Consider the following 23,625-nt stretch of genomic DNA (forward strand, 5'->3'; position numbering starts at 1 on the left):
ATGGAGCAACTGACGCTGGGCGATATTACCGTTGATGTGGTACAGAAAAACATCAAGAACGTGCACCTGAGCGTATACCCACCCACTGGAAGGGTACGAATTGCAGCTCCACTGCGTATGAACCTTGACACGATCCGTATTTATGCCATTTCAAAACTCGGTTGGATCAAGAAGCAGCAAGTCAAGTTTAGGGAACAGCCACGTGAAACCCCACGAGAATATCTTAATAAAGAAGGTCACTACTTTTTGGGTAAACGGTATTTGCTAGCCATCATTGAGCAGGAAACTCCGCCTAAGGTTAAACTCAGACACTCGACCATTGAGCTTTATATTAGACCAGAAACGGATACTCAGAAACGGCAGGCAATTTTAGAGCAATGGTATCGGCAACAACTAAAAGATCTGCTACCGCCCCTTATTCAAAAGTGGGAGGGAAAAATGGGCGTTTCGCTAAATGAGTTCCAGGTGAAGAAAATGAAGACTAAATGGGGCACCTGTAACCGCAATGCCAAACGAATATGGCTTAACCTCGAATTGGCTAAAAAACCGTTTCATTGCATTGAATACATCGTAGTCCATGAGCTCGTCCATCTGTTAGAACGCAACCACACCGATCGATTTATTGCCTATATGGATCACTTCTTGGCGGAGTGGAAGCAATCAAGGAATGATCTCAACAAACTTCCAGTTAGCCATTGGAATTGGGAATATTAATATTAATTTCAAATCTTTTGGATGAAAGATCCGGAAGCAGATTCAATAGAAATAATATCAACTAAAACAGTTACGCGAAAAAAATCTATATTATATTAGTTACTCCTATAAAAAAATATCTTAGAAAATCCAAAAAGTTACTTGCAAAGTATAAAATTAAATGTCTATAAAAACAATTAATATTTAAAATTATCGGCCTAAAAAAGGCTTAAATAAAAAATTTAAACAAATCATTAAGTGATTAGATAATATCTATGGACTTCACAGCACCTATTATTTTCAACGCATTAGTAACTTTCGCTCATGAATGTGGAAATGATATTTTAAAAGATAAAGCAATATCAAGATATAAAAAAGTTACAAAAAAATTTGTCGAGACATTCAAGGATCTTGACATGCCTACAAACTTTCATGTACAAAAATCTGCTATAGCAGCACAATGGCTTACAACAAAATACTTTGTACAACAATTGCAGGGTATTCACACAAATAGAGGTGCCAATTTTTCAGAAACATTAATTGCAATTGAAAAGCAAGCAAATGAAGTTCTTGACTTATTGGAAAAAAATGAGTATTTACCAACAAATAGTTTATTAGACAATGACGAAATTATTGAGCTGATAGCCAACGACCATAGTGACACAAATCAAAATGAAGAACTGAGGCTATACTTGGCAAATAACCATTTAAATGAAATAAAACAAAGAATTCCTATAGGTTCTTATAAAAACAGGCCGAGTTTTGAAGAGCTTCAAAAGTACATCATTAATAATAAAGAGCTTATTGTTGCGGGCTCAAATAAAAATAGAATTCTTTGGTATCAATTAGTATGTGCCTATTTTAACCAGTTGCTTAAGGGAGATAATAATTTTGCAAAAGATGGATATCAAAACCATATCCTTGCCAAGATCAGCTTACAAAACGTAGAATTAAAACATACAATATCAGAAATACTAGAAAAGTTTGAGAAAGTTTTTATTCCCAATTATATCGGAGATGATATTTATACTAACATCAAAAATGATCTACATAATCAATATATTTTATTGAATGAATCCTTACAAGAAATAAAAACTTCGATTAGTTCAATAAGAGAAGGATTATTAGAAAATAATTCAATAAAAAAATTTGAAAAACGAAATCTAGGGTTTTCTGTTAAGAGAGGGAGCGAAATTGAACCATTTGATCTCTTAAAGCGCAGAGCAAATCCATCACAGGGTTACAATGAGTCGTTCTACATGCACCGCGAAATAGATAATGAATTATATAAGCAGATCGAATCAAAGAAGAACATCATTTTAACAGGTAAGCCTTTATCCGGTAAATCAAGAGCAGTTTTAGAGTTAATTCGAAATCATTATTCGAAATCGATAATTATAATTATTGATGGAACTCAAAGCGTTACTTATAGTGATATTAAAGATGAACTAAATTATATTAACTTAGATATAAAAGAGCAAATAGGTCATATAATTATAATATTTAATGACTGTGAGGATACTTTTTCTGAATACGTTTATAAGAATCTTATTCAATTTGCGCTAAATGACTTAAAAAGTAATATTAATATTATTATCAGCTATAGCAGCCACAGATACTTTGAATTATTTAACAATTTAGGTGAAAGGTTAATACAATATTTCGAAACCATACGTATTCATGACTTAGATACATTTCAAAAAAATAGCCTAAAAAAAAGATTGAAAATCGAAAATGATAAATATCTTGGTGAGCGGATTGGTTCCTATTTTGTCCCAATTGATTCAATAAGGCATTTATATGAAAGTGATCAATTAAGCACGCTATCCAAGTCAATTTTACGTAGTTATAAAGTTTTAGGATGTTGGAAACAAAACAAAAGAAACTACATAGATAATATCAGGATACATACGGAAAAGTTTCTTTCACCTAAAATTATCGCTGATAGTGAGTGGAATGAATCTTTAATACAACTTATCCAGTGTGGATTTATTTCTCTTGCAGATTCTATTGGATTTAAGCCGCAAAGGATAATAATTGATTCAAGCTATGAAGAGATTATTGGGCATAGAGCTGGAGAAAATCTATTGCCAGAGACGATGCAGGTAGATGAAATTTTAAGATACTATACCCCTACCCAAGAATTATATAATAAGCTAATCGAAAGAGTTAAAAGTGACAAAATAAGCTGGTATATTTTTCAGCGTATGTATTCTGAAGGGTTGAAATCAAATTTTTTTACCTTTCAAGCATTACACACACGCATTAGAGAAAAGGACAAAAATGCTCAAAAAAATAATATAAAAAAAGAACTTAATAAAGCCGATCAAGCAACTCAATTAAACTATAAACTATATTCTAATAAAAATGAATATGAAACTAAAATAGATTTCATAAAGCAAATATCTATTAATTCTCCTACAGATAGTATAACCTTTTATGCTTGTTCACGTGATGCCAAAACTTTTAAAGAGGCTTTTACTTATTACCAAATTTTATTAAAGGGCAAATGTTCAGAAGCGGACATTATTTATTGGAATTATACTCTATTAGAGTTATTTTCTACTCTTCCATTAGGAGATATTTCATTTGAGACCCTTATTAAAAATTTTTATGAATTAATAAAAAGCTTTTTAAGTGAAATTGCTATAGAATTCTGGTGGAGATTTTTTAAACAATTTTTTAAGGTGGCATCTTCGTTCCAAGAGGCATCAATAGTTTATAATGAAATGATTTTGGCTGACCGTTACATAACGACAGCGCAATTCGTTGCATACTTAAGGCGTGCTAAATCATTAGGGGATTCTTTAATTGTTAAGGAGCAGGCCGAAAATTGGTGTTCGCAAAATGGCGAAGAATTAACAAATAACTTTTATAATTTTTTAATTGCTAATCCTAATCTTAAAGAATTCTACCAAATCAATAGTATTTATACATGCCTAAGTGAGCCAGATGATTATACGTATGCCATGATTTTTAGAAAGAAATCACTAACTAATGACCAAATGTGGGATTACTTTATGAAATATACTGAAGCTAAAGATTATGATGAATTAAGTGACAGAGTTCCACTTTTGAGTTGGCATTTTTTACCTCTTTTTTTACGAGACTTTAATGATGAAAAAATTGAATTAATTTTTAAAAAAACTCTAGAACTAGATATAATTCCAAGCTATTTATTGTTGCATGAGAAAAGTGGTGCGTTCACTATTCCAGACTCTCGGCTAGATAAATTTATAGAGATTTTTCTCGAAGTGACTAGCCAAAATAATCGTCTTACAAATAAGTTATACCCGGCATTTTATACTAAAATTTTGAGCAGAAACTTATCTTTATCTGTTTCGATAAAATTATATAAACATGCAATGAATTCTGGTTTTATGCCCAGAAGTCCTGCTATTAACAAAGTTATTGAAAAATCTCAGTCATTTAAAGAAATTGAAGATATACGTAAAATTATTCCTATAGAGGATATTTCAGTTAATATTAATTTCATACAATTAATATTAAATATATGTAATGACATTAATGAGTTTATTGGCGCTGTAGAATGGATAAATACACTTAATATACATTTTCAGATTGATATGCTATCCAAGTCTAAATATAGTACGATGGTTTGTAAAAAATTCTTAGAGCTAACATCTTTTAAAATATCAAATCAGGATTGCATTAAGACGTTCAAAAATTTATTAAATTTAGGTATAACACCTACTCACCAGGTGTATAACATACTTTTAGGTCGAACGATAAGCAAGAGTGATTTACAAAATATAAATGTAATGCTTGATTTAATGAAGGATTATGGATATAGCACTACTATTGAAAGTATTATTGGAATTCAAAAATTGATTATTAATATTGTAAAAGATGAAAATAATAGTTTTAATCAAATCACTAAAGAACTTGAAGTAATTTATAATAAAATTCCGTTTATTCTAACAAACACAGATAATGAGTTTGCTTTTGTGCTTCCTTTATATTCAAATATGGTTCAACGTGTTACTAGTTTTGAAGAGGCAAAGATATTATTTTCTTTGATTCGTAGAGATGGTATACGATACACGGCTTGGAGTATAAAATATATTATCAACCCTCTTGATAAATTTGTATCAACACAAGATCACAGAAATACATTTAATGAATTTGTTAGCTTCCTACGTTATAAATAGTATATATTTATGTAAGGTTGCGGATAATTTTAAAATTTAAATAAAAAACCTAGTTTTCTTTTCAAAAATTCTCGCTTGTAATATTGGCCATTAAACTTGAAAAACGGATTGCAATAATGCATAAATTCACACGTGGCAGTCGCAATTATAATGTTAAATTGCATTTATCCTGCATATAATATAATTCAGGTTTTTTAACATAAAAATTTTAAATTAAAGTTTCAGGCAAGCCTAATATTTACTGTTAATTTAATAGCCATTTACTCTTATAAAAATTGTAAAAAATTACAGTAAGAATCGAGAATTTTGGTTAACATAATTAAATTTATAAAACAAGAAAAAATACACACAACTAATTGACAATTAGCTACTTATAAAATAAATTAATTAGTTTTTATGTCCAACCGTTGTGCACTCATGGCAAAGAATTTATTACCTCTACGGGTTCGATAACCCATAGAATTTAAACGCTCAGCCACAGCAGCATACGTGAGTCCGTCTTTGCGATATAACCGGACGAGTTCAGCCGCTTGCAAATTAGCCTGATGGCTGCGAGCATTCTGCTGGCGGATCTCCAGACCCTTTTGGGTAATGGCCGGTGTAATATTGGGCATCCCTAGTTTGTGCCCTTGTGCTTTCTTGGCCTGTAAAGCCGCTCGGGTACGTTCGCCGATCAATTCCCGTTCGTGCTGTGCCAGTACGGCCATGATCCCCACCGTTAGAGTATTGGCATCGGGAATGTCGCAGGCCACAAAGTCAACCTCGGAGTTACGCAGGGAAAATATAAAGGAGACATTGCGGCTCAACCGATCGAGTTTGGCAATCAGTAAGCGTGCCCGGTGTTGTTTGGCAAAAGCAATAGCGGCTGCCATTTGTGGGCGGTTGGCTTTTTTACCGGATTCGACTTCAATGAATTCGGTTAAGAGTTCATCATCCGCTTTTAGGAACCGGTTCACAATTTCCCGTTGAGCCGAAAGACCCAGGCCACTCTTTCCCTGGCCAGCCGTTGAGACCCGGTAGTAAGGCACGTACTTCATACAATATACATTTAGGAGTTGTAAAGGGGAGAAAGAATGAAGCACTCCTTCCCCTTTCCAATAAAATTTGACTCTTGAAGGTGTTCCACGGATAAAAGTAGGGAAAATTTCGAGTTCATAACGTTTTCACAACGCACGTAATAGATCTGTAATGAGTATATTTTCTATCTTGCACCATGGAAAACTTCGTAGCCTACTACCGGGTCAGTACCCAACAACAGGGAAAATCGGGCTTGGGGCTGGAGGCACAACAGGCAGCCGTCCGACGGTTTGTTCAAAATCCGTCGGGGATCCTGGCGGAATTCACCGACATTGAATCGGGCAAGAATAACCAGCGTCCTGAGTTGCTCAAAGCCATCCACTACGCTAAGACTCATCAAGCTCGCCTTGTCATTGCCAAACTTGACCGGCTGAGCCGCAACTTGACGTTTATTTCCTCGTTGATGGATTCGAAGGTTAGCTTTGTTTGCGCCGATATGCCCGATGCAAACGAGTTTACCATTCACCTTTTGGCGGCCCTGGCCCAACAGGAACGAAAGCTTATTAGTGAACGTACCAAACAGGCCTTGAATCAAAAGCTACGCAAAGTGGGTCAGTGGAGGAAAGGCGCCCAGTCTTTTCTGAATCCATTGGTCTCGGCCAAAGCGGCCGACTCGAATCGCAAGCGGGCCGAGGAGAATGAAAACAATCGAAAAGCTACTGAACTGATTCGTGCCCTAGTGATGATGAAACTAAGTTACGCCGAGATTGCCCGGCGCTTAAATGGGGCGGGCTTCCAGACGGCACAGGGTGGTAATTTTCAAGCCACGCAAGTGATGCGACTGGCCAAACGGATTGTCGTCATTGAAACAAAAAGTCATTAAGCCATCAATTAAGCTATTTTTAAAGCCCTCATCAACATGGCGAGTTAACGACTGTTTGAAACGTGCCACGGTGGCCCCAACATCACTTTCTTTCCGTCAGCCAAGATCGGATTTATCCCCTTTCGCAACAACTCAGGCAAACATACGAGAACCCCAATTACAAAAAATAAATAGCAATAATTCAAGTTGCGTAATGGTTATTGCACCAAACAGCTATCAATTGTGAATGCTAAGATGAACAAAAACAATTTGAGCAAGAAACCCTCCGCCGTAACGGCATGAATCTTACGCGGAAACAAGTTCGTGATTTGACTAAAGATGCACTCAATGGGTTTGCGAAAGGTCTTCTTAAGAAACACGTCCCAAGCTTCATCAGGGCGTAAGGAATTCTTTTTACGATGAATTTTGAGATAAATCTGATCACACTCGGCGTAGAAGTCTTCTTGCTCATAATCCGTGTAACCGCTGTCTCCATACAACTCACTACCAGCAGGCAAGTCAATTTGCATGGCTTGTAGAGCTGTAATATCATGGAAGCTCCCGGCAGTGATGAAGTAATCAACCGGTTGATCATCCGACGTGACAATGAGTTGCACCTTAAAACCGTAAAAATATTCTTTTTTAGCCTCATTATAGCCGTGGTACGCCTTGCCTTTCAATAGTTTACAAACGGGAATACGGCAGTTGCGAAAGACGGAAACAGGAAACGAGTCGATGATATAGCGGGTGCTGGTATTAAGCTCTTTGAGACTAGCTCCCAAAGCGCGGAACACCGTTACTAACGTGGCCTCCAACTGGCGCAGGCGCCGATTGAAGCCCGATTTGTCGATCATCTGAAAGCCGTGATGCTGGCGCATATAACCACATGCCGCAGCCTGATTACCATAAAATGATAAGGCGGCCATTAGAGCGGTAGTAGCGATTTCGGCATCATTGAGTTTGCAATGAGCATCAGTTTTTTTTGCCCATAACTTTCAACAGATCGTCAAAGAAACAGTAAATTGCAATGGTCTTGTCAGTCATCTTGTGAGTGGTTTTAGAGCGTGAGATACTCCAAAAGTACCCAAGTGGTTGGCAAGACCTATATTACGCAACTTGAATTAAATTTATAGACAAATGCGTGTGGATGATGCTGATCTATTGGATGAAGTCTTGGCCGAAACACCTAGTTACAGTACTGATCTGAAAGCAATGGTACTACGGATGATTCATCAACAACAAGGCAATCTCGAAGTGGTAGCGACCCAAACCGGACTACCCAAAGTTACGCTCTATAACTGGCTGGCCGACTGGAATCTGGCCCAACGGGCTTCAAAAAAAAAGCCTTAGTCAGCCGCCGTGGACAAGGCGGTGGCCCTTCTCCCCAAGTGGAGGGCCAAAGTTGGGAAGCCTGGCGAGACTATCTACAGCAACAATCGGTTCAGCATTGGACTAGTCATCAACTGGCCGAGGTGTTTGAGCAGCTTACCGGTGTGCGCTAGAGTCACAGCCATTGGTGTAGCCTACTACGCCATCAGGAAGGTATGTATTATTACAAACCCCGCCCCTGTGACTATCGCCGGGCCGACGATGCCGAAGAACAATTGCGTGCCCGTATCCAGGCTACGTTTGATGCTTTACAAGCAATGGGCCATGATTTACAGCGGGTTAAATGGGGTTTTGCCAATGAAGTAGCCGCTTAGTTGCAAAGCAACAATGCCCGCTTCTGGGCCTTCGAGCCGCACGTAAGCCGTGTGGTCAATACGGATCGGGGTAGTCAAAGCTTTTTTGGCTTTTATGGCATCAATGCCGTGAGCCATCTGGTCGATTTAGCGGATGGTAAAATGGAATCAATCCAGCAAGCGTTGCTGGCGGTAAAAGCACAACAAACAGATTGCACGGCCTTGGTGGTGTTTTGCCGGGCGGCCAGTGCCGGACAATGCTCGCAGCCACAAATGTCTGGAAACCTGGGGCTGGGAGCGTCGCATCTTCTTTGTGCCACTGCCCGCCTATAGTCCAGACCTGAACCCCATTGAACAGGTTTGGAAATCAGTTAAGCGGTGGCTCAACCAAACGCAATTTGTCAAAGAACTGTCGGAATTGAGTAGTTTATTTCATACAGGCTTTTCTCTTCTCAAAGACCAACTATCATTTACTGCTAGTTGGTGGGAGACGTATCAAGATCAGCTTTCTTGGTATCGTTTTATTTTTGATTCCAATACGTCTCAATAAAGTCTATAATTTATTGATTTACAGTGATCGATCCGTTTCACCGGCTCTTACGGCGGCTGTTTCAGCAATCCGGCATTCCCCTTACGCCCAAAACCTTCTGGCGCTATTCGGCCTGGTTCTGGGGCGGTTTTGCCGTCATTTCGTACATGCACTACACCATCTGGGAACTGCTTACCCAGGGGTCGATGTACTACACCGAAACGTGGCACTGGCTCGTAAAATGGGTGCTCTGGTGGGCACTATCGCCCTTTATTCTGTGGGCCGCCAACCGCTATCCCATCTCCACCGAACAGGGCTGGCTGGTACTGGTTCGGCGCATTGGCATGCACCTGCTCATTCTATCGCTGCTCAGCCTGAGCATGACCTGTCTCGAGTACGGGGCTGTCCGGCGATTTTACGAGCTCGAAACCAGCAAGGCCATGCCGCCTAATCAAATTATTATCTGGTTTTTTTCGCGCTACAGCCTGGTCATCGCCATTTACATGCTGGTCGTTGTCGGCTATCAGATTATTGTAGCCAGTTATCGCTACCAGGCGTTGCAGAAACAGGCGCTTCAGACCGAAATGAATGTGGAACAGTTGCAGGCACAACTGGATCAGGCCCAGCTTCAGGCCCTGAAAATGCAGTTGAATCCCCATTTTCTGTTCAACACCCACCACACCATCATTGGCCTGATTGTACAGCACGAAAACAAGAAAGCCATTGCTATGCTGACGGCCCTTAGTAGCTTGCTCCGCAGTATCGTCGACCATACCGACGTGCAGTTTGTGACGCTGACTGAAGAGATGGATTTTATCAGAAGCTACCTGCGCATCCAGCAAATCCGGTTTCAGGATCGGCTCGACGTGGCCATCGATCTGACGCCCGAAACGCTTGACTGCACCGTACCTCAGTACATTCTGCAACCGCTGGTTGAAAACGCCTTCGTACACGGCCTGGAAAAAATCGCGTCGCAGGCGAAGCTGGTTATTTCAGCCTCCCGCGAGAATGATCAACTCATCATGAAGGTGCAGGATAATGGCCCCGGTATTCGGGGCGAAATCTCACGGGCGGGCGTGGGCATTCGGAATACGCAACGACGCCTGGCGCAGCTCTATGGCGAAATGGCCCGGCTAAACTACGGCCAGACGCTCGGCGGTGGTACCACCTTCACCGTCACCATCCCACTAAACTGACCCTACGGTTCCTCCTCCATGATTCTGACCGCACTCATTGCCGACGATGAATTAATTGCCCGCCAGCTGATTAAATCCTATCTGGCCCACCTCCCGCACATTCAGGTTGTTGGCGAAGCTGGCAACGGGTCCGATGCGGTCTTGCAAACGATTCAGCACAAGCCGAATCTGCTGTTTCTGGACGTGCAAATGCCCGAACTGAACGGGTTCGAGGCCCTGAAAGAACTCTGGCCGCACCACCAGCCCTACGTCATTTTTGTCACCGCCTACGATAAGTACGCCCTGAAGGCCTTTGAGGTAAACGCCATCGATTACCTGCTGAAACCGTTTGACGAAGACCGTTTCCGCCAGGCTATCGACCGGGTGGTCAGCCGAATGGGTCCGCAACCGCCCTCCGAGCTAACCAGCCTGCTCAACGAGATGCTGCGAGACAAAACCGGTGAGCGTGATCCGTACCTGAAGCGGATGCTGGTTAAAGAAGGCCGGCGGATGAGTTTCGTAAAGCTCAGCGATGTCATGTATCTGCATTCCGACAGCAACTACATCACCCTCCAAACCCGCCAGCAGGGCCACATCGTCTACGAAAGCCTGACGCTTTTGGAGCAGCGGCTCGACCCATCGATGTTTGTGCGCATCAATCGGTCATACATCATCAATCTGGATTATGTTCTTGAGGTTGAGACGTATTTCAACGGCGAATACAACGTTAAAATGACCAACGGCCAGGTACTGAAGTGGACGCGATTCTACCGCGATAACATCAAGGCGTTCTACGCCCGGAAAAATTAGTCAGCGTTTGGTGAGGGAGCTCTTTTTCTCTACTGGGATAAAAAAACGGTCAGCTCGGATAAATCTTTACCCGGATTGCGAGCAGGAATAACACCTTTGCAAAGGCGTTAGGAAACGCCTGCATCTGTTAATTCTTCCCGGTGTAAAGGCACTATGAAACGGATTATTTTGGCCTGGCTTGCCCTGTCTGGCTCCCTGAGCATGGCTCAGGGCCCCATCGATGCCATGATTTCTACCGAACGGTCCTTTGCCCGTCAGGCCCTAAAGGCTGGCAACAAACAGGCTTTTTTAGGCTTTATGGCGGATTCGGCCATTATGTATGACAAAGGCCGGCTCACCTACGCCAGACCCCTCTGGCAACAACGCCCCGAATGGACCGACAAATTGTACTGGGGGCCAGCCTTCGCCGATATGTCCCAGGCCGGCGACATGGGATTCACCACGGGCCCCTGGTATATTGAAAGCGGAAACAAACGGGCGGGGGAAGGCAGCTTCATTACCATCTGGAAACGGCAACCCGACGGGCATTACAAGTTTTTGTTCGATCTGGGCATTGATTACGCCAACGCTGACCAGTCAATTCCCCATCAGGTTGAACGGGCAGCCATAGCCACGCAGCGTACAGCGGTTGCACCGAAAACGATGATCGAAGCCGATCAACAGTTTGCCAGACGTTTACTGACCGATGGAGTAACTAAAACATATGCATCCCAACTCAGCCGGGACGCTTCGCTATTTCGGCCAAACCACCTGCCAATGCGTGGCCCTGCTATTCACACCTACCTGACTACAGAATCGCCCCTCCGCTATCAGGCTGAACGCAGTGAAGTGGCCGAATCGGGCGATCTGGCCTACGTCTACGGCTCGTTTCAAGCTGCGGACGATGCCAACCGGAAAGGCGTATACATCCGTATCTGGAAACACGAAGCCCGCAACGGCTGGCGGATTATGGCCGAATTGCTGTATACCGCGACCTAACCAGCGTTGGCCAGCTCATTTTCAGCCTGATGGCGCCCGGCAGGCCTACCCCAGGACGAGCTCGACTTAGCGCAAACCGCTTCTTAAGCTTTCAATTATCCACAAAAAGTATGAAAAAATCTGTTGTATTTCTCCTTGCACTTTTTCTATTAGGGTCCTGTAAAACTGACTCATCCATTTCCCCGGACCGGGTGATGACGGATAATCCAAGGCAGAGTACGTTAGATCAGCTGGTACACGACTCCTTTAGCGAATACGTATCCAAATCGACTACGGTCGGCTTTTCAGTGGCTTTAGTCAATGGAAATCAGGTCAACCATTATAATTATGGCGAAACTAAAAAGGGCAACAAAACGCTGCCTGACAAAGAAACCCGGTATGAGATTGGCTCCCTAACAAAGACCTTCAGTGCGACTTCGCTGGTAGTATGGCTTAATGAACGCGCTATTGCGCTTACTACACCAATTAAAGCCTATCTTCCCCCGAACCTGGCCTCCAATCTGCGGCTGAATAACGTAGAGGTTACCTTCCGGCAACTGCTAAATCATACGAGCGGTTTGCCGAGGATACCGACCGATTTACCCAACACCCTGGATCCTTACAACGGCTATGACAGCACAAAGGTATACCAGTATATTGCCAGGAACCCACTGGTGCGCACACCCGGCACCCTGCCCGCAACTGCCGGAGATGTTCATAACTATTACAGTAATTTGGCGTACGCTCTGGCAGGCTTAATACTGGAACGCCAGACGGGGCGCTCGTTACAAAATGTAGTCAATGAGGCTATTCTCAGCCCCTTAGGAATGAGTAGTACAACCTTCGAATCACTGGATGGCGTCTCCAACAAAGCCTATCCTCACAACGGAACGGGCACGGCTGTTTACTGGACCATGAGCGGCATGGCTGCGGCCGGCGGACTAAAAAGCAATCTGGTCGATCTGGTAAAGTATGCACAAGCTCAGCTTACGGCGAACTCCGCAACCGCCCTAGGCCGCGCTATGATCACCTGCCAGAAGCCCACGGTCCAGTACATGGGCGAGGACCTGTTTGGCCTGGGATGGGAGTTCTATCAAACACCCCAGAAAAGGCGCATCATGGTGAAAGATGGGGGTACGGGTGGGTTCACAGCGTTCATCGCCCTGGACCCCGATAGTCAAAAAGCCGTGATCGGCTTATTTAATAACAACACCGATAATAATCCAGGGGAGCCATTTGTCAAGCTGCTGGATGCCTATTTCAAAAAGTAGGTTAACTACCGATTGCAAGCTTTTGCTCTCAAGTTACCCGGTTTTACTGCCATGGATTCACTACCAACTTTTCCGAACAGAAAACAAAACGTTCTGTCACGACTCTTCGTGGTCTTTTTCAGTGTCTCACTTGTTTTTCCGCTCGTGGCAGCCTTTTTAAATTTGCCTGGCCATCGCTTTATGGAAGCAGGAATAGCGGATGTTGGCCTGGCCCTTATCTGTCTACTTTTATTGGCATTACTGTGGGAGCGACGAAAAAATAATCAACCTCAACAACTTTCACGCCGGGCAATTCATATCCTGCAAGGATTACATTCCTTACCACTCCTGCTGATCGCTCTGTATCTGGCTCCTGTCGCCCTGAATTGGGAAGTTTTACTCATCGGTTTAGGCTGGCGATACTGGCTGCTGCTGACGGCTCTCCCTCTGATCGCACCGGCTTCCCGGCCTGAAGGACGCTGCCACGGTCTTTAATTCCCGCCCGCAATCGGGGTTAGGTAAACCGCTTACGGCTTTGCCCTACCAGTTGGACAGACCTGGCTTTACGCATGGCTATCCCGTTAGAATTTTACACTTTTAATCTCTCGACACCATGAAGCAGATCAAGCTTCTCGCTCTGTGCATTGTTTGCTGCGGTTTCCTCCGTACGCACCCGCTATCGGCTCAATCGGCCATCTCCTACAGCTGTTCGTTTAAAATAGCATATACGGGCGGAAAGACCTTTGAAATTACGAACTCAGGTAAGCCATTCTACGTCCGGTTGGGTGCTTCAGAAATACAGGCACCTACGGGTATACGGTATCAATTTGTTAAGGAAAAAAACCGCACGGTTGTAAAGCAAAATGGGCAGCCAATGGCTACTATGGAAGTAAAAAACCGCCGTTTCGTTTATCAGGGCCAACGCTATCGTCTCAAGAACAGGAGTTTGTACAGTGACGGTAAACAACTGCTATCGGGCAGGGTCTGCTTTGTGAAGAATAACGTTGTTATCACGGTACACGAGCAGGCGGAGGTACCGACCGAGGTGTACGGTTTCTACTGGCTGAAGCTGATTCGCCAGGCCAGAAACCGGGATGACTCAATAGTGTTTATGCCCGCCTTATTGTAATTCCTGCTCTGCCTGGGTTCGGATGGATTTGGGCTACTGGTCACAAAATGATTTTATGAGAGGGATTGCATCAGCCATTTTTAGCCAGCAACAACGTATATATGTCATGGGGAGGAATGCGTGCCTATCCTCACCGCTAAAGTATGAAGGAGATTTTATATAGCATCAGCATGGCGAACCTGCTCTTTTTCGGCGTGGTACTGGGCGCCATGAAGCAGGGCAACTGGAAGGCAAATCGTTGGCTGGCCGGGTTTTTTCTGATTGGAGCCATCCTGTTGTTGCAGACCATTCTGGAAGAAAACGGCTCGTTTCAAACGCATCCCGAGTTCATTGAAGTCCTTGTCCCTTTGCTGTTTTGCTGGGGAACCACGTATTATTTTTACACCAAAACGCTCACCGAAGAGTCGGCTTCTTTCCGGCCGTATGAGCTCTTGCACGGTCTTCCGGTCTTGCTGTGCTTCCTGCAGTTTTTCCCGTTGTATACGGCCAGCGATCACCAGAAGCTGGATTACCTGACGCGGTTGATGAACGACCAGCCGACCGACTACGACCACGTGGCCGCCCTCGGCCTGTTGCATTTTGTGGTGTATTTGCTGCTCAGTTTCTGTCTAGTTAGCCGGTATCAGCGGCACATCAAAAACTATTTTTCCGGAGCACTTGAGAAGCGAAATCTGGCCTGGCTTCGACGGTTGAATTACGGTTTGTTTCTGGTCTGGTTGCTGTGGGCTAATTTTCATCTGCACGAACTTTTTCCCGTCTACATTCCGGCCTTGCCGGTTTTGCAGCTCCTCGCCCCGCTGCTGCTGATCGGCATTCTGTTTTCACTCGGGTTTTATGCCGTTCGGCAGAATTCCATTTTTCCGAAGGAAGAACCGCTCCGGCCGACAGAATCGCCCGACGAGCCGGTTTTGCGCATGCCGCGTTCGGCCAGTCTGCCGGATGCTCTGAGGCAGCAGCTCAAAGAAGGGCTTCTCCAACACATGACCGGGGGCAAAGCGTACCGAAGCTGCGACCTCACCCTGCCCGAACTGGCCGCCCGGCTTGACACCTCGACCAATGTGCTGTCTGATCTGATTAATAACGAACTGGGGCAAAATTTTTACGACTTCGTCAACGGCTACCGGGTTGACGAATGTAAAGCGCTTCTATCCGATCCAAAATACGACCGGTATACCCTTCTGGCGCTGGCGTTTGAAGCCGGTTTCAATTCGAAATCCACGTTTCACAAGGCGTTCAAGGATTCGACCGGGCAATCGCCCGGGCAATACCGAAAAGAAATGCGGAAAGTTAGTCTGTCTCTATAGGGTCGGACGACTGGTATGCCCTCAGTGCTGAATTTTGCCGCATTATCACTCAATCAGTATGACCGCAAAACATTTTTTTCTGGGAGCCGCTTTGTTGCTCCGCCTGCCTGCCCTGAGCCAGTATGCTCCGCCGGGTAAAGATCAAACTCATCTGCTGGCGGTGGAAGCGGGGTATGATTACAGCGTAGTCGCTGTCAACATCCGGTACGGTTTTCATCTGCCACGCTTTCGCTCGGCCCCGTTCGCTGAGCTTACCCAAAACACGGCGCTGCCCGGTCTGAACAACACCCGGGCGCAACTCGGCATCCGCTCTTGGCAGGGCAGTGTGGGGCGGTTTTTGCTGGCGAGTCAGGTGGCGCTTCAGGGAGTCAGGGCCGCTAACAAGGCGGGTGATTACAACGCCATTGGCGCGGTGGTCGAGCTGAACCCCGGATTGCTCTTCAACCGGTTTGGCGTGGGCCTGAACCTGACCTATAATCCGCTGTTTGCCACCCACATTACGCATTCGAAGACGTTCCGGGATGATTTTTACGCGGCTGCCAAAGATGGCTGGTATCGCCAGACGGCCACCAACCTGCGGGCGGGGGTGTATCTGCTTTATCTTTTAAACCGCCGGAAGAGTCTGGAAATGAGCCTTAAAGGCGGTTATCAAACCAGTGGCTCGCTGGATCAATTGCTACCTCCTGCCTATTTTCTACTCGGTGTAAACAAACGATTCTAATGAAAAAAGCCTATGTAATCGGCTTTCTGGCCCTGGCTGCCTGTCAAAGCCTTGACCCCGCCGAACCAGGCAACCTGGTGGCGCGGACGGTCGATGAGGATGCTTCCCTCCCGGCGGTGACATTGTCTGAAACCCGGCTGCATGTGCAGACCTACGGGGACGCAAAAAAAGCAAAGATCTTTGTGCTGGAAGGAGGCCCCGGCGACGATTTTCGGTCGTATCTGGCGCTCAACCAGTCGGTCGGGGGGTGGTCATTACCGGCTAATTATCAGGTCATTTACCACGACTACCGGGGCTGCGGTCTATCGCGACGGCATCCGATGAGTGAGTTGACTGTAGAAAAGTCCGTAAAAGACCTGGAAGAGCTTATTGACCATTTCGCTCCCAATGAGCCGGTTATTCTTGTCGGACATTCCTACGGAGGTCGAGTCGCCGTTCAGTATACGAATACCCATCTTGAGCGCATAAAAGGGCTTATTTTACTGGAGCCAGGATCGTTTTCGTCAGAAATTGAAAAAAAGGCACCATCAGCCATCAGCCGTCTGAATTTTTTTGCCAGGGATATCAACCAGTTCCTTTGGGCAAAACAACTGATTGGAATGGGTAGCCATGCCCAGGCGGATTATGTCTATGACCTTGCCAAGGCCAACAAGAAAAGTACAGACCGCGGGTCGGATTGCCAGGGAATTTATTATCGGTCGGGGGCCGCTTCGGCCATAGCCATTGCACTGGGAGAGGTCGAGGAGGCTACCTTTGACTGCACAACTCACCTGAATCGTTTTGAAAAAAACGTTCTATTTATTAGCAGCGAACTGACTGAAGATATTGGGTACGATTTTCAGGAAACGTTTCAGGTTAACTTTTTCAAAAACCGCGAACACGTCAGAATCCCGGGCACGGGACATGAAGGTATTGTCAACTGCCGGGCCGCCGAAAGCCTTAAGCACATCAATCGCTATCTATCCGGACTGGAAAGCGGGAAGTAATCCAATAGCCTCATAAGCGGGTCGGAATCACGGCCAGCCTATGGGGCAACTTATTGACTACTCATCAACTCCGGATAGAATTATATTCGCTTCAAACTCTGGAACCACTCATTATCAGTAGGCTCAGCGTCACGCTTTTTTGCGGGGCTCTTCAGGTAGGGAAGCCCCGCCATTCGGTAGCCGACCGTATCCTGGCGAGCTGGCTGGGACTAATTTCCATTAATCTGGCCGCCGTCTGGGTTGTGGAGAAAGGATTGGATTGGAGCCCCAGTTTACCAGTTTGTTATATCTGAGCGAGTGTATAGCACTCCTGCACGGGCCGGTGCTGTGGCGATACGCCCTGGCACTCACACAACCCATGCCGCGGGTACAGATCGTTCGGCAGGGCCACCTGCTTCCGTTTGGTCTGGCCGTCATCAGTTTGTTGCTGATGCCCAACCGGCTTGCGCTGAACCAGTGGCTCGGGGCCGCCGGATTGTTGAACGTTGGCGGTTATGCGGTAGCCATTCTGCGTCAGTTGAACCGCCACGAACAGTAGGCAGAACAGTTGTTTTCGTACCTAAAAACAGTCCGTTTACACTGGCTGTGTAACACGATCTTTTATCTGCTGGTCATGCTCGTTCTCGGGCTGGCCAGTCAGGTATTGTTCGCTTTTTTTACTGGTCCCGCTGGCTCACCATGACAATTGGTATACTAACCTGTTTCTTAACACGATGGTCTGGAAACGGTACTTATGCAACTGGAAACAATCTGGTTTCGGTCGGCCTTTCCCGCCCTGAACTTCCGAAATGCGGGAATCTTCCTTGTGAGTAGCCTGCTCGTAAAAGCTATTATCGTGCCCATCACCGTCTGGTTACTAAGCCCAAAAACGTCGCAAACTACGTCGACCTAACCGTTTACTCCGGGGTAATTGGCTGGCACCGTAATTGGCTTTTACAGGCACTGGTCTACGTTTGTATCTATTTGCTTTTGGGCTCTTTGATTGCGAGGCAGTCGCCGTCTCTACGTCAGTTTTACACCGGTTCGATACGCCTGGACAGTACACCAATAAACTTTACTTCTCGTGCATTCGTTACGGAAAGCTCACTACCGATAAGGGCTTTGCGATGCTGTCGTGGGGTGATTTTATGCTGGAAGTTGTTCACCAGCCCAAGGTTGTTACCCTAACGGCCCTCCCCAACTCAAAACAGACGCGGCCGGAGCAGGAGACTTCTTCAAGTTAAACATCTGGGTTGATGACCTGCCTTGCCGGGAGAAAAAGCGCTATAACCGGGGTATTGAGATCAAATACCGATTGCCGATCAACGAGCGGTTCTGAATGCTTTTGCTTATTACGGGAGACCCGAAGGGTAACCTGATCCAGTTCTATAACGTGTATTTGCGCGGTTGGCTTAGTGCACGAAACGCTTAACCTATCCATTTCACTTAATGCGCCTGACAGCACAAACTACATCCGATTCGGCACGAACCACAAGACAAACCTGAACAGGGTCAGACTCCAGTCTATTTTCGCTTTAAATAACTGTTTGTTAAATGGCCGTGAATCGTTTTTTTACCCTACTTAAATTATTTTTTGTAACGACGGCATTGGCTGCCCAACCCGTCTTAACCGGGCAAATAAGCGGGCGCGTTGAGGAAGCACCGGGACAGTTGCCTCCGCAAGCGAGCCTACGTTTGTACAAACAGGCTGATTCAACCTTGATCAAAGCTACCCTTACGGATGAACAAGGTCGCTTTTCGCTGACCAATCTTCCCCTAGACACGTACTATTTCACTGTTTCGATGCTTGGTTATCAACCGTATAAATCTCCGTCTATCCTGATTGAAGCTAATAAGCCCGTCATAGATCAAGGGACGATTCGGTTAGTTGGCCAAGCCCAGCAAATTAATGAGGTACAGGTAGTGGGGCGTCGACCCTTCATCGAGTCAGATGGCGAACGGACCGTACTCAACGTGAGCAACAGCCTTGTTTCGGCGGGAGGCAATGTCTTAGACGTATTGGGCAAAGCGCCCAACCTAACCGTCGATCCGCAGTCAAACACGATCAGTCTGCTGGGTAAACAAGGCGTAGCCGTCCTCATCAACGGCAAACGATCCTACTTGACGGAACAGGAGCTGACCTCGTTTTTGCAGAACTTACCCGTAAGCAGTATTGACCGTATTGAGATTTTGACCAATCCGCCCGCTCGTTACGAATCCGCCGGTAGTGCTGGTCTTATTAACATCATTCTCAAAAAAGACCAGAGCCAGGGGCTGAACGGCACCTACACGGGCAGTTTGGGCGTAGGCGAAACGGTCAAGTATTCGTCGGGCGTGAGCATGAACTACCGAACAGGGCGGCTAAATGCCTTTGGCAGCATTGATTGGAGCTTTAATCCGTTACACTGGCAGACGCAGGTTCAACGCTACGTAACAACCCGCTCGCCTAGGTTGCTTCTCGATGTAGATAATGAAGCGTATCGCAAACCGGGTAGTATGCCTGTTTCGGCAGGTGTCGATATCTTCCTCAACGCCAGCGCTACCCTGGGTGTGCTGGCTAACTATCAGTACAGCAATGAAACCCAGGCGATTTACAACCGGATGTACTTCCGTACGACCCAGCTCGACTCGTTGCTCCAAATTAACAACGACAACCGAACGGAAGCGGCCAACCGGCTCCTGAATCTCAATTTTCGGTACACGTTCGATACCACCGGACGCGGATCTCAGGGTCCGCATGAGCTAAATACTGACCTCGACATCTCCCGTTACACCTGCACCAGCCAGGATCAGTACGGCGGTGGCTACTATTTACCCAATGGGGCTGTCTCACAGTCTTTGTACTACCGGGGCTACACGCCCAACCGGATTGATATTTTGTCGATTCGGGTAGACTACCGGCGTGGACTAAGTCGCCGGTGGGCTTTGGAAACAGGCTATAAAGGAACCTATGTACGGACCGATAGCGACGTGCGCTTTGAACAGCAGCTGGATGAGCGTTGGCAGACCGCTCCCTTGTTCAGCCGCCACTTTCAGTATGGCGAAACAGTGCAGGCAGGCTATATTAGCCTGAATTACACCGCACCAAGTTACGAATTGCGTGCGGGCCTACGGGCCGAAGCCACCCGGTCAGACGCACTCTTGGTCACCACCAACGAGACGGTGGCTCGCCGGTATGTTGATCTGTTTCCTTCCCTAACCGTTTCCCGGAAATTGGGGAAACATCAGCTCCGGTTAGCCCTCAGCCGACGCATCGACCGGCCTAATTATCAGAACCTTAACCCAAATATTATCTTTCGCTCTCCTCTGGTTTTCGCCCAGGGCAATCCGTTCATTACGCCCCAGTATACCCAATCTGTGCAGTTTACCCATACGTACGGGCCGTTGGTTACCACTGTCGGCTACAGCGCTACCCAAGACGCCATCGGCTCGGTACTGACCCAAGACGATGTGACATTAATTCAGCGCGGCACGGTCATCAATATGGATCGGTTTGTGAATGTGGCTGTAAGCAGCTCATATTCCCTACGGTTTACGCAAACGTGGTCGTCGGTCAATACTGCCTCGTTCTACCACAACCGCTTCGTTTTTCAGTATTTAAACGGATTCGTGCGCAACCAGCAGCCGTCGATCAATGTCCGGACAACACACAACTTGACCTTACCCAACAACTGGCTGTTGGAGGTCTCGGCCTTTTACCAGTCTCCGCAAGCCATGAACCTGGTTCGTATCAAAAGCCAGGGACAACTCAGCATTGGTGTGCAAAAAACGTTTGCGCAGAAACGAGCGACCCTGCGCATCAACTGGCTAGATATCCTGTACACAAACACGTACCGGGCTACACTTTCGTACGAAAACCTTAACCTGACGCAATACTTACAAACCGAGACCCGGCAAGCCCGCGCTACGTTTACTTATCGCTTGGGTAGTCAGAACGTAAAAGCGGCCCGTAAGCGGACCACCTCGACCGAAGACGAACAGCGCCGATTATGATTCATTTTTGCCATCGGTATGCTTCGAACGAGCTGGGTAGGGTTTGCCTGTTCAATGGAACAACCTAATTTTACGGTAATCCATCGGTCTATTTTCAAAGCTAACTGGCTATGACACGTACTACCTTACCCCTTAGCGAACGTATACTCAGACGCTACACCTTCGGCTTTTTTGCCGGGTTCCTGATCTTATCGCTCCTCGAAATATTCGTGTCATATGCCTTGAAAAACGATTACCGCTATCCGGCTCTAGATGTCACCTACTTTGCCGTGCAATGGAGTATCTGGACGCTGCTTAGCCCGATTATCGTGCATCTGGCGTTCCGGTATCCCCTAAGCCGTTACCGACTGGTTCGGTGGGCAGGCATTCATCTGCTATTGGGTGTGCTCTTCCTCTCGCTTGAATTCCTGATTGAAATTCCAACGGCCCGATTAGTCAAGACCTGGCTTTGTCACCGGCCGACCGATACCATTGCGCAGTATCTGGCCGAGTACATGACCCGGTTCAACTTCTTTTTGCTCATCTACCTCTTTGTTGTCGTTTGTATCAACGTCTATCTCTACGTAGTACGGTATCACCAGGCAACTATTAACCGGCAGGAGGTCGAATTAAAAGCCGAGCAGTTACGTACCCAACTGGCTGATGCCCAACTTCAGGCCCTAAAAATGCAGCTCGACCCGCATTTTCTGTTCAATACGCATAACGCCATTACTGGCCTGATGCTCGTGGGGGATAACGACCGGGCGATTCAAATGATCAACGGATTGAGCAACTTACTTCGGATTCTTCTCGACCGCCGAGACCAGCAGCTGGTCTCGGTTAGCGACGAGCTAGAACTTTCCCGAATGTATCTGGCGATTCAGCAGATTCGTTTCCGCGACCGACTCCGTTTGACCATCGAGGAAGCTTCCGAAACACGGTCGTGTCTGGTACCTCATTTTATCCTCCAGCCCCTGATTGAAAACTCCATCGTTCACGGAGTAGAGGCCTCGCTGGGCGATAAATACATTCACGTAACGACTCAACTGCTGGATGACCACCTTACGCTTACCATTGTCAATAGTTACAATCCGCTCATGAAGGGACGCAGAGGTACGGGCATTGGACTCACCAATACTCGCGAACGCTTAAAACATCTGTACGGTGATCAGGCTACCCTTGACTTCTCGGCCGGATCAACCTATGTAACCGTTCAGGTGACGCTACCCGTTCAGCAAACTAATCAACCTGTATCCGTCGGTCCTCAACTAGTAACGGTATGACAACCTACCGAACGTTGCTCATTGACGACGAAGAACTGTCCCGACAGGTGTTGAAGTCGTTTTTGCTTACCCGCCCGAACATCGCTGTAGTGGGCGAGTGCGCGGATGGCTATTCAGCCGTTGAGCAGATCACAACCCACCGGCCCGACTTCATTTTTCTGGACGTACAAATGCCCGAAATGGATGGGTTTGAGGTGGTTCGGCGGGTTCAGCCAGTATATCTACCCCACATTATCTTCTCAACGGCCTATGATCAGTATGCCCTGAGAGCGTTTGAGTTAAAGGCGATGGATTATTTGCTGAAGCCGTTCGGCCGGCAGCGCTTTGATCAGGCCCTCGACCATACTATTGAGCAGCTGTTGCTAAAAAAAGCCTCCGATTTTACGACCCGCCTTGACGCGCTGCTGGAAACAACACTTGCCCATCGGCCAAGCCCGCAAACTGAGTACCTTACCCGGCTGATGGTTAAGGAAAACAAGCGGATCTTCTTCGTTTCGGTAGACGACGTTCAATACGTCGAAGCCGATGGCAACTACCTCTGGGTTTATACGGGTGTCCGACGTCACCTGCTAAGCGAATCCATCAGTTCGCTGGAGCCCCGGTTGCCGCCCGCTCAGTTCATCCGCATCAACCGGTCTTATATCATTAACCAATACGCCATTCAGGAAATGGAACCATATTTCAACGGGGAATACAACGTAAAGCTTACTAATGGGACAATTCTCCGCTGGAGCCGATCGTACCGCGACCGGCTCGGCCAACTCGTCGGCTGGTCATCCTACCCCGAAAGGTTCTGTTAGACTCAAAAGTGGACTTGCAATAGTACACTGGAGATTTTTCTCAGGCCGCCATCGGGGAGTGACAAAAATAAGATTCCTGTTGACTGGGCGTTTGGTAATTTAATGTCGAATGTCTTCGCCGACGGTTATACCGCACGGATTTCCATGGTTCAAACAAGGGGTGATACATAATTTTTATCATATTTCTGCTGACGATGCACGACTGAGCAGACCCGATGAATCAGCTTATCACGAACGGCATTGAGCACGAGCATCCGCGCGGATTTCTATGGGTTAAGCAAGTGGAGACAAATAAAATTTGTCT

General features: G+C 46.2%; 22 protein-coding genes and 2 pseudogenes. 22 read left to right on the plus strand and 2 right to left on the minus strand.

Going from position 1 to position 23,625, the window contains the following annotated elements; translation table 11 throughout:
* Together ACS5NO_RS28195 and ACS5NO_RS28200 are read left to right on the plus strand one after the other, a co-directional pair.
* Positions 1–714: a M48 family metallopeptidase gene (locus tag ACS5NO_RS28195; protein WP_439418229.1), complete on the plus strand. Its 714-nt coding sequence runs from the start codon at positions 1–3 to the stop codon at positions 712–714.
* 254 nt (positions 715–968) lie between these two features.
* Positions 969–4,865 (plus strand): hypothetical protein, encoded by a 3,897-nt coding sequence (locus ACS5NO_RS28200; protein WP_439418230.1) that lies wholly within the window; start codon positions 969–971, stop codon positions 4,863–4,865.
* A 383-nt stretch (positions 4,866–5,248) separates the two neighbouring features.
* On the opposite strand, the gene ACS5NO_RS28205 is transcribed toward ACS5NO_RS28200, so the two are convergent.
* Positions 5,249–5,902, minus strand: a complete 654-nt coding sequence (locus ACS5NO_RS28205) for a recombinase family protein (RefSeq protein ID WP_439418231.1) — start codon at positions 5,900–5,902, stop codon at positions 5,249–5,251.
* A gap of 176 nt (positions 5,903–6,078) precedes the next feature.
* Between ACS5NO_RS28205 and ACS5NO_RS28210 the strand changes: the two genes are divergently transcribed.
* Positions 6,079–6,765 (plus strand): recombinase family protein, encoded by a 687-nt coding sequence (locus ACS5NO_RS28210; protein WP_439418232.1) that lies wholly within the window; start codon positions 6,079–6,081, stop codon positions 6,763–6,765.
* Positions 6,766–6,962: 197 nt separating this feature from the next.
* On the opposite strand, the pseudogene ACS5NO_RS28215 reads toward ACS5NO_RS28210, so the two are convergent.
* Positions 6,963–7,788 (minus strand): annotated as a pseudogene (locus ACS5NO_RS28215) (IS982 family transposase).
* Positions 7,789–7,968: 180 nt separating this feature from the next.
* Between ACS5NO_RS28215 and ACS5NO_RS28220 the strand changes: the two are divergent.
* The 19 genes and pseudogenes from ACS5NO_RS28220 (at position 7,969) to ACS5NO_RS28310 (ending at position 23,321) form a co-directional block, all read left to right on the plus strand.
* Positions 7,969–8,094, plus strand: coding sequence for a hypothetical protein (locus tag ACS5NO_RS28220; protein ID WP_439418233.1), 126 nt, complete (start codon positions 7,969–7,971; stop codon positions 8,092–8,094).
* A 194-nt stretch (positions 8,095–8,288) separates the two neighbouring features.
* Positions 8,289–8,447 (plus strand): hypothetical protein, encoded by a 159-nt coding sequence (locus ACS5NO_RS28225; RefSeq protein ID WP_439418316.1) that lies wholly within the window; start codon positions 8,289–8,291, stop codon positions 8,445–8,447.
* The gene (locus ACS5NO_RS28230) at positions 8,448–8,759 is read left to right on the plus strand and encodes a hypothetical protein (protein WP_439418317.1); all 312 of its coding nucleotides are present in this window, start codon (positions 8,448–8,450) and stop codon (positions 8,757–8,759) included.
* Positions 8,740–8,976, plus strand: a complete 237-nt coding sequence (locus ACS5NO_RS28235) for a transposase (protein ID WP_439418311.1) — start codon at positions 8,740–8,742, stop codon at positions 8,974–8,976. Before ACS5NO_RS28230 ends, ACS5NO_RS28235 begins: the two co-directional genes overlap by 20 nt.
* 23 nt (positions 8,977–8,999) lie before the next feature.
* On the plus strand, positions 9,000–10,151 hold the full coding sequence (locus tag ACS5NO_RS28240; RefSeq protein WP_439418234.1) for a sensor histidine kinase: 1,152 nt from the start codon (positions 9,000–9,002) through the stop codon (positions 10,149–10,151).
* A gap of 18 nt (positions 10,152–10,169) precedes the next feature.
* Positions 10,170–10,940 carry a LytR/AlgR family response regulator transcription factor gene (locus ACS5NO_RS28245; protein ID WP_439418235.1) on the plus strand — a complete coding sequence of 257 codons (771 nt, stop codon included), beginning with the start codon at positions 10,170–10,172 and terminating at the stop codon, positions 10,938–10,940.
* A gap of 153 nt (positions 10,941–11,093) precedes the next feature.
* Positions 11,094–11,918 carry a DUF4440 domain-containing protein gene (locus ACS5NO_RS28250; RefSeq protein ID WP_439418236.1) on the plus strand — a complete coding sequence of 275 codons (825 nt, stop codon included), beginning with the start codon at positions 11,094–11,096 and terminating at the stop codon, positions 11,916–11,918.
* A 110-nt stretch (positions 11,919–12,028) separates the two neighbouring features.
* The gene (locus ACS5NO_RS28255; protein ID WP_439418237.1) at positions 12,029–13,168 is read left to right on the plus strand and encodes a serine hydrolase domain-containing protein; all 1,140 of its coding nucleotides are present in this window, start codon (positions 12,029–12,031) and stop codon (positions 13,166–13,168) included.
* Positions 13,169–13,219: 51 nt separating this feature from the next.
* Positions 13,220–13,642, plus strand: a complete 423-nt coding sequence (locus tag ACS5NO_RS28260; protein WP_439418238.1) for a hypothetical protein — start codon at positions 13,220–13,222, stop codon at positions 13,640–13,642.
* Between the two features lie 118 nt (positions 13,643–13,760).
* Positions 13,761–14,276, plus strand: a complete 516-nt coding sequence (locus tag ACS5NO_RS28265) for a hypothetical protein (protein ID WP_439418239.1) — start codon at positions 13,761–13,763, stop codon at positions 14,274–14,276.
* A gap of 143 nt (positions 14,277–14,419) precedes the next feature.
* Positions 14,420–15,580 carry a helix-turn-helix domain-containing protein gene (locus tag ACS5NO_RS28270; protein ID WP_439418240.1) on the plus strand — a complete coding sequence of 387 codons (1,161 nt, stop codon included), beginning with the start codon at positions 14,420–14,422 and terminating at the stop codon, positions 15,578–15,580.
* Between the two features lie 58 nt (positions 15,581–15,638).
* The gene (locus tag ACS5NO_RS28275; RefSeq protein ID WP_439418241.1) at positions 15,639–16,301 is read left to right on the plus strand and encodes a hypothetical protein; all 663 of its coding nucleotides are present in this window, start codon (positions 15,639–15,641) and stop codon (positions 16,299–16,301) included.
* Positions 16,301–17,287: an alpha/beta hydrolase gene (locus ACS5NO_RS28280; protein ID WP_439418242.1), complete on the plus strand. Its 987-nt coding sequence runs from the start codon at positions 16,301–16,303 to the stop codon at positions 17,285–17,287. Before ACS5NO_RS28275 ends, ACS5NO_RS28280 begins: the two co-directional genes overlap by 1 nt.
* 280 nt (positions 17,288–17,567) lie before the next feature.
* Positions 17,568–17,825 carry a hypothetical protein gene (locus ACS5NO_RS28285; RefSeq protein ID WP_439418243.1) on the plus strand — a complete coding sequence of 86 codons (258 nt, stop codon included), beginning with the start codon at positions 17,568–17,570 and terminating at the stop codon, positions 17,823–17,825.
* 195 nt (positions 17,826–18,020) lie between these two features.
* Positions 18,021–18,179 carry a hypothetical protein gene (locus tag ACS5NO_RS28290; RefSeq protein WP_439418244.1) on the plus strand — a complete coding sequence of 53 codons (159 nt, stop codon included), beginning with the start codon at positions 18,021–18,023 and terminating at the stop codon, positions 18,177–18,179.
* 641 nt (positions 18,180–18,820) lie between these two features.
* Positions 18,821–19,114, plus strand: a pseudogene (locus tag ACS5NO_RS28295) (carboxypeptidase-like regulatory domain-containing protein); the annotation flags it as partial.
* A gap of 126 nt (positions 19,115–19,240) precedes the next feature.
* The gene (locus tag ACS5NO_RS28300; protein ID WP_439418312.1) at positions 19,241–21,259 is read left to right on the plus strand and encodes an outer membrane beta-barrel protein; all 2,019 of its coding nucleotides are present in this window, start codon (positions 19,241–19,243) and stop codon (positions 21,257–21,259) included.
* Between the two features lie 110 nt (positions 21,260–21,369).
* On the plus strand, positions 21,370–22,521 hold the full coding sequence (locus ACS5NO_RS28305) for a sensor histidine kinase (protein WP_439418245.1): 1,152 nt from the start codon (positions 21,370–21,372) through the stop codon (positions 22,519–22,521).
* Complete coding sequence (locus ACS5NO_RS28310) at positions 22,518–23,321, plus strand: LytR/AlgR family response regulator transcription factor (protein ID WP_439418246.1); 804 nt, start codon at positions 22,518–22,520, stop codon at positions 23,319–23,321. The genes ACS5NO_RS28305 and ACS5NO_RS28310 overlap by 4 nt, the downstream gene beginning before the upstream one ends.
* The last annotated feature ends 304 nt before the right edge of the window (positions 23,322–23,625 follow it).

The organism is Larkinella fluvii (genome assembly GCF_051857545.1).
Classification (GTDB): Bacteria; Bacteroidota; Bacteroidia; order Cytophagales; family Spirosomataceae; genus Larkinella.

What these genes read in the sequence shown, in the direction of transcription:
- ACS5NO_RS28210 (WP_439418232.1), top strand. Translation starts at nt 6,079, where the DNA reads ATGGAAAACTTCGTAGCCTACTACCGGGTCAGTACCCAACAACAGGGA.
- ACS5NO_RS28305 (WP_439418245.1), top strand. Translation starts at nt 21,370, where the DNA reads ATGACACGTACTACCTTACCCCTTAGCGAACGTATACTCAGACGCTAC.
- ACS5NO_RS28270 (WP_439418240.1), top strand. Translation starts at nt 14,420, where the DNA reads ATGAAGGAGATTTTATATAGCATCAGCATGGCGAACCTGCTCTTTTTC.
- ACS5NO_RS28310 (WP_439418246.1), top strand. Translation starts at nt 22,518, where the DNA reads ATGACAACCTACCGAACGTTGCTCATTGACGACGAAGAACTGTCCCGA.
- ACS5NO_RS28275 (WP_439418241.1), top strand. Translation starts at nt 15,639, where the DNA reads ATGACCGCAAAACATTTTTTTCTGGGAGCCGCTTTGTTGCTCCGCCTG.
- ACS5NO_RS28200 (WP_439418230.1), top strand. Translation starts at nt 969, where the DNA reads ATGGACTTCACAGCACCTATTATTTTCAACGCATTAGTAACTTTCGCT.
- ACS5NO_RS28290 (WP_439418244.1), top strand. Translation starts at nt 18,021, where the DNA reads ATGCAACTGGAAACAATCTGGTTTCGGTCGGCCTTTCCCGCCCTGAAC.
- ACS5NO_RS28265 (WP_439418239.1), top strand. Translation starts at nt 13,761, where the DNA reads ATGAAGCAGATCAAGCTTCTCGCTCTGTGCATTGTTTGCTGCGGTTTC.
- ACS5NO_RS28205 (WP_439418231.1), bottom strand. Translation starts at nt 5,902, where the DNA reads ATGAAGTACGTGCCTTACTACCGGGTCTCAACGGCTGGCCAGGGAAAG.
- ACS5NO_RS28280 (WP_439418242.1), top strand. Translation starts at nt 16,301, where the DNA reads ATGAAAAAAGCCTATGTAATCGGCTTTCTGGCCCTGGCTGCCTGTCAA.
- ACS5NO_RS28260 (WP_439418238.1), top strand. Translation starts at nt 13,220, where the DNA reads ATGGATTCACTACCAACTTTTCCGAACAGAAAACAAAACGTTCTGTCA.
- ACS5NO_RS28245 (WP_439418235.1), top strand. Translation starts at nt 10,170, where the DNA reads ATGATTCTGACCGCACTCATTGCCGACGATGAATTAATTGCCCGCCAG.
- ACS5NO_RS28220 (WP_439418233.1), top strand. Translation starts at nt 7,969, where the DNA reads ATGATTCATCAACAACAAGGCAATCTCGAAGTGGTAGCGACCCAAACC.
- ACS5NO_RS28225 (WP_439418316.1), top strand. Translation starts at nt 8,289, where the DNA reads ATGTATTATTACAAACCCCGCCCCTGTGACTATCGCCGGGCCGACGAT.
- ACS5NO_RS28195 (WP_439418229.1), top strand. Translation starts at nt 1, where the DNA reads ATGGAGCAACTGACGCTGGGCGATATTACCGTTGATGTGGTACAGAAA.
- ACS5NO_RS28255 (WP_439418237.1), top strand. Translation starts at nt 12,029, where the DNA reads ATGAAAAAATCTGTTGTATTTCTCCTTGCACTTTTTCTATTAGGGTCC.
- ACS5NO_RS28250 (WP_439418236.1), top strand. Translation starts at nt 11,094, where the DNA reads ATGAAACGGATTATTTTGGCCTGGCTTGCCCTGTCTGGCTCCCTGAGC.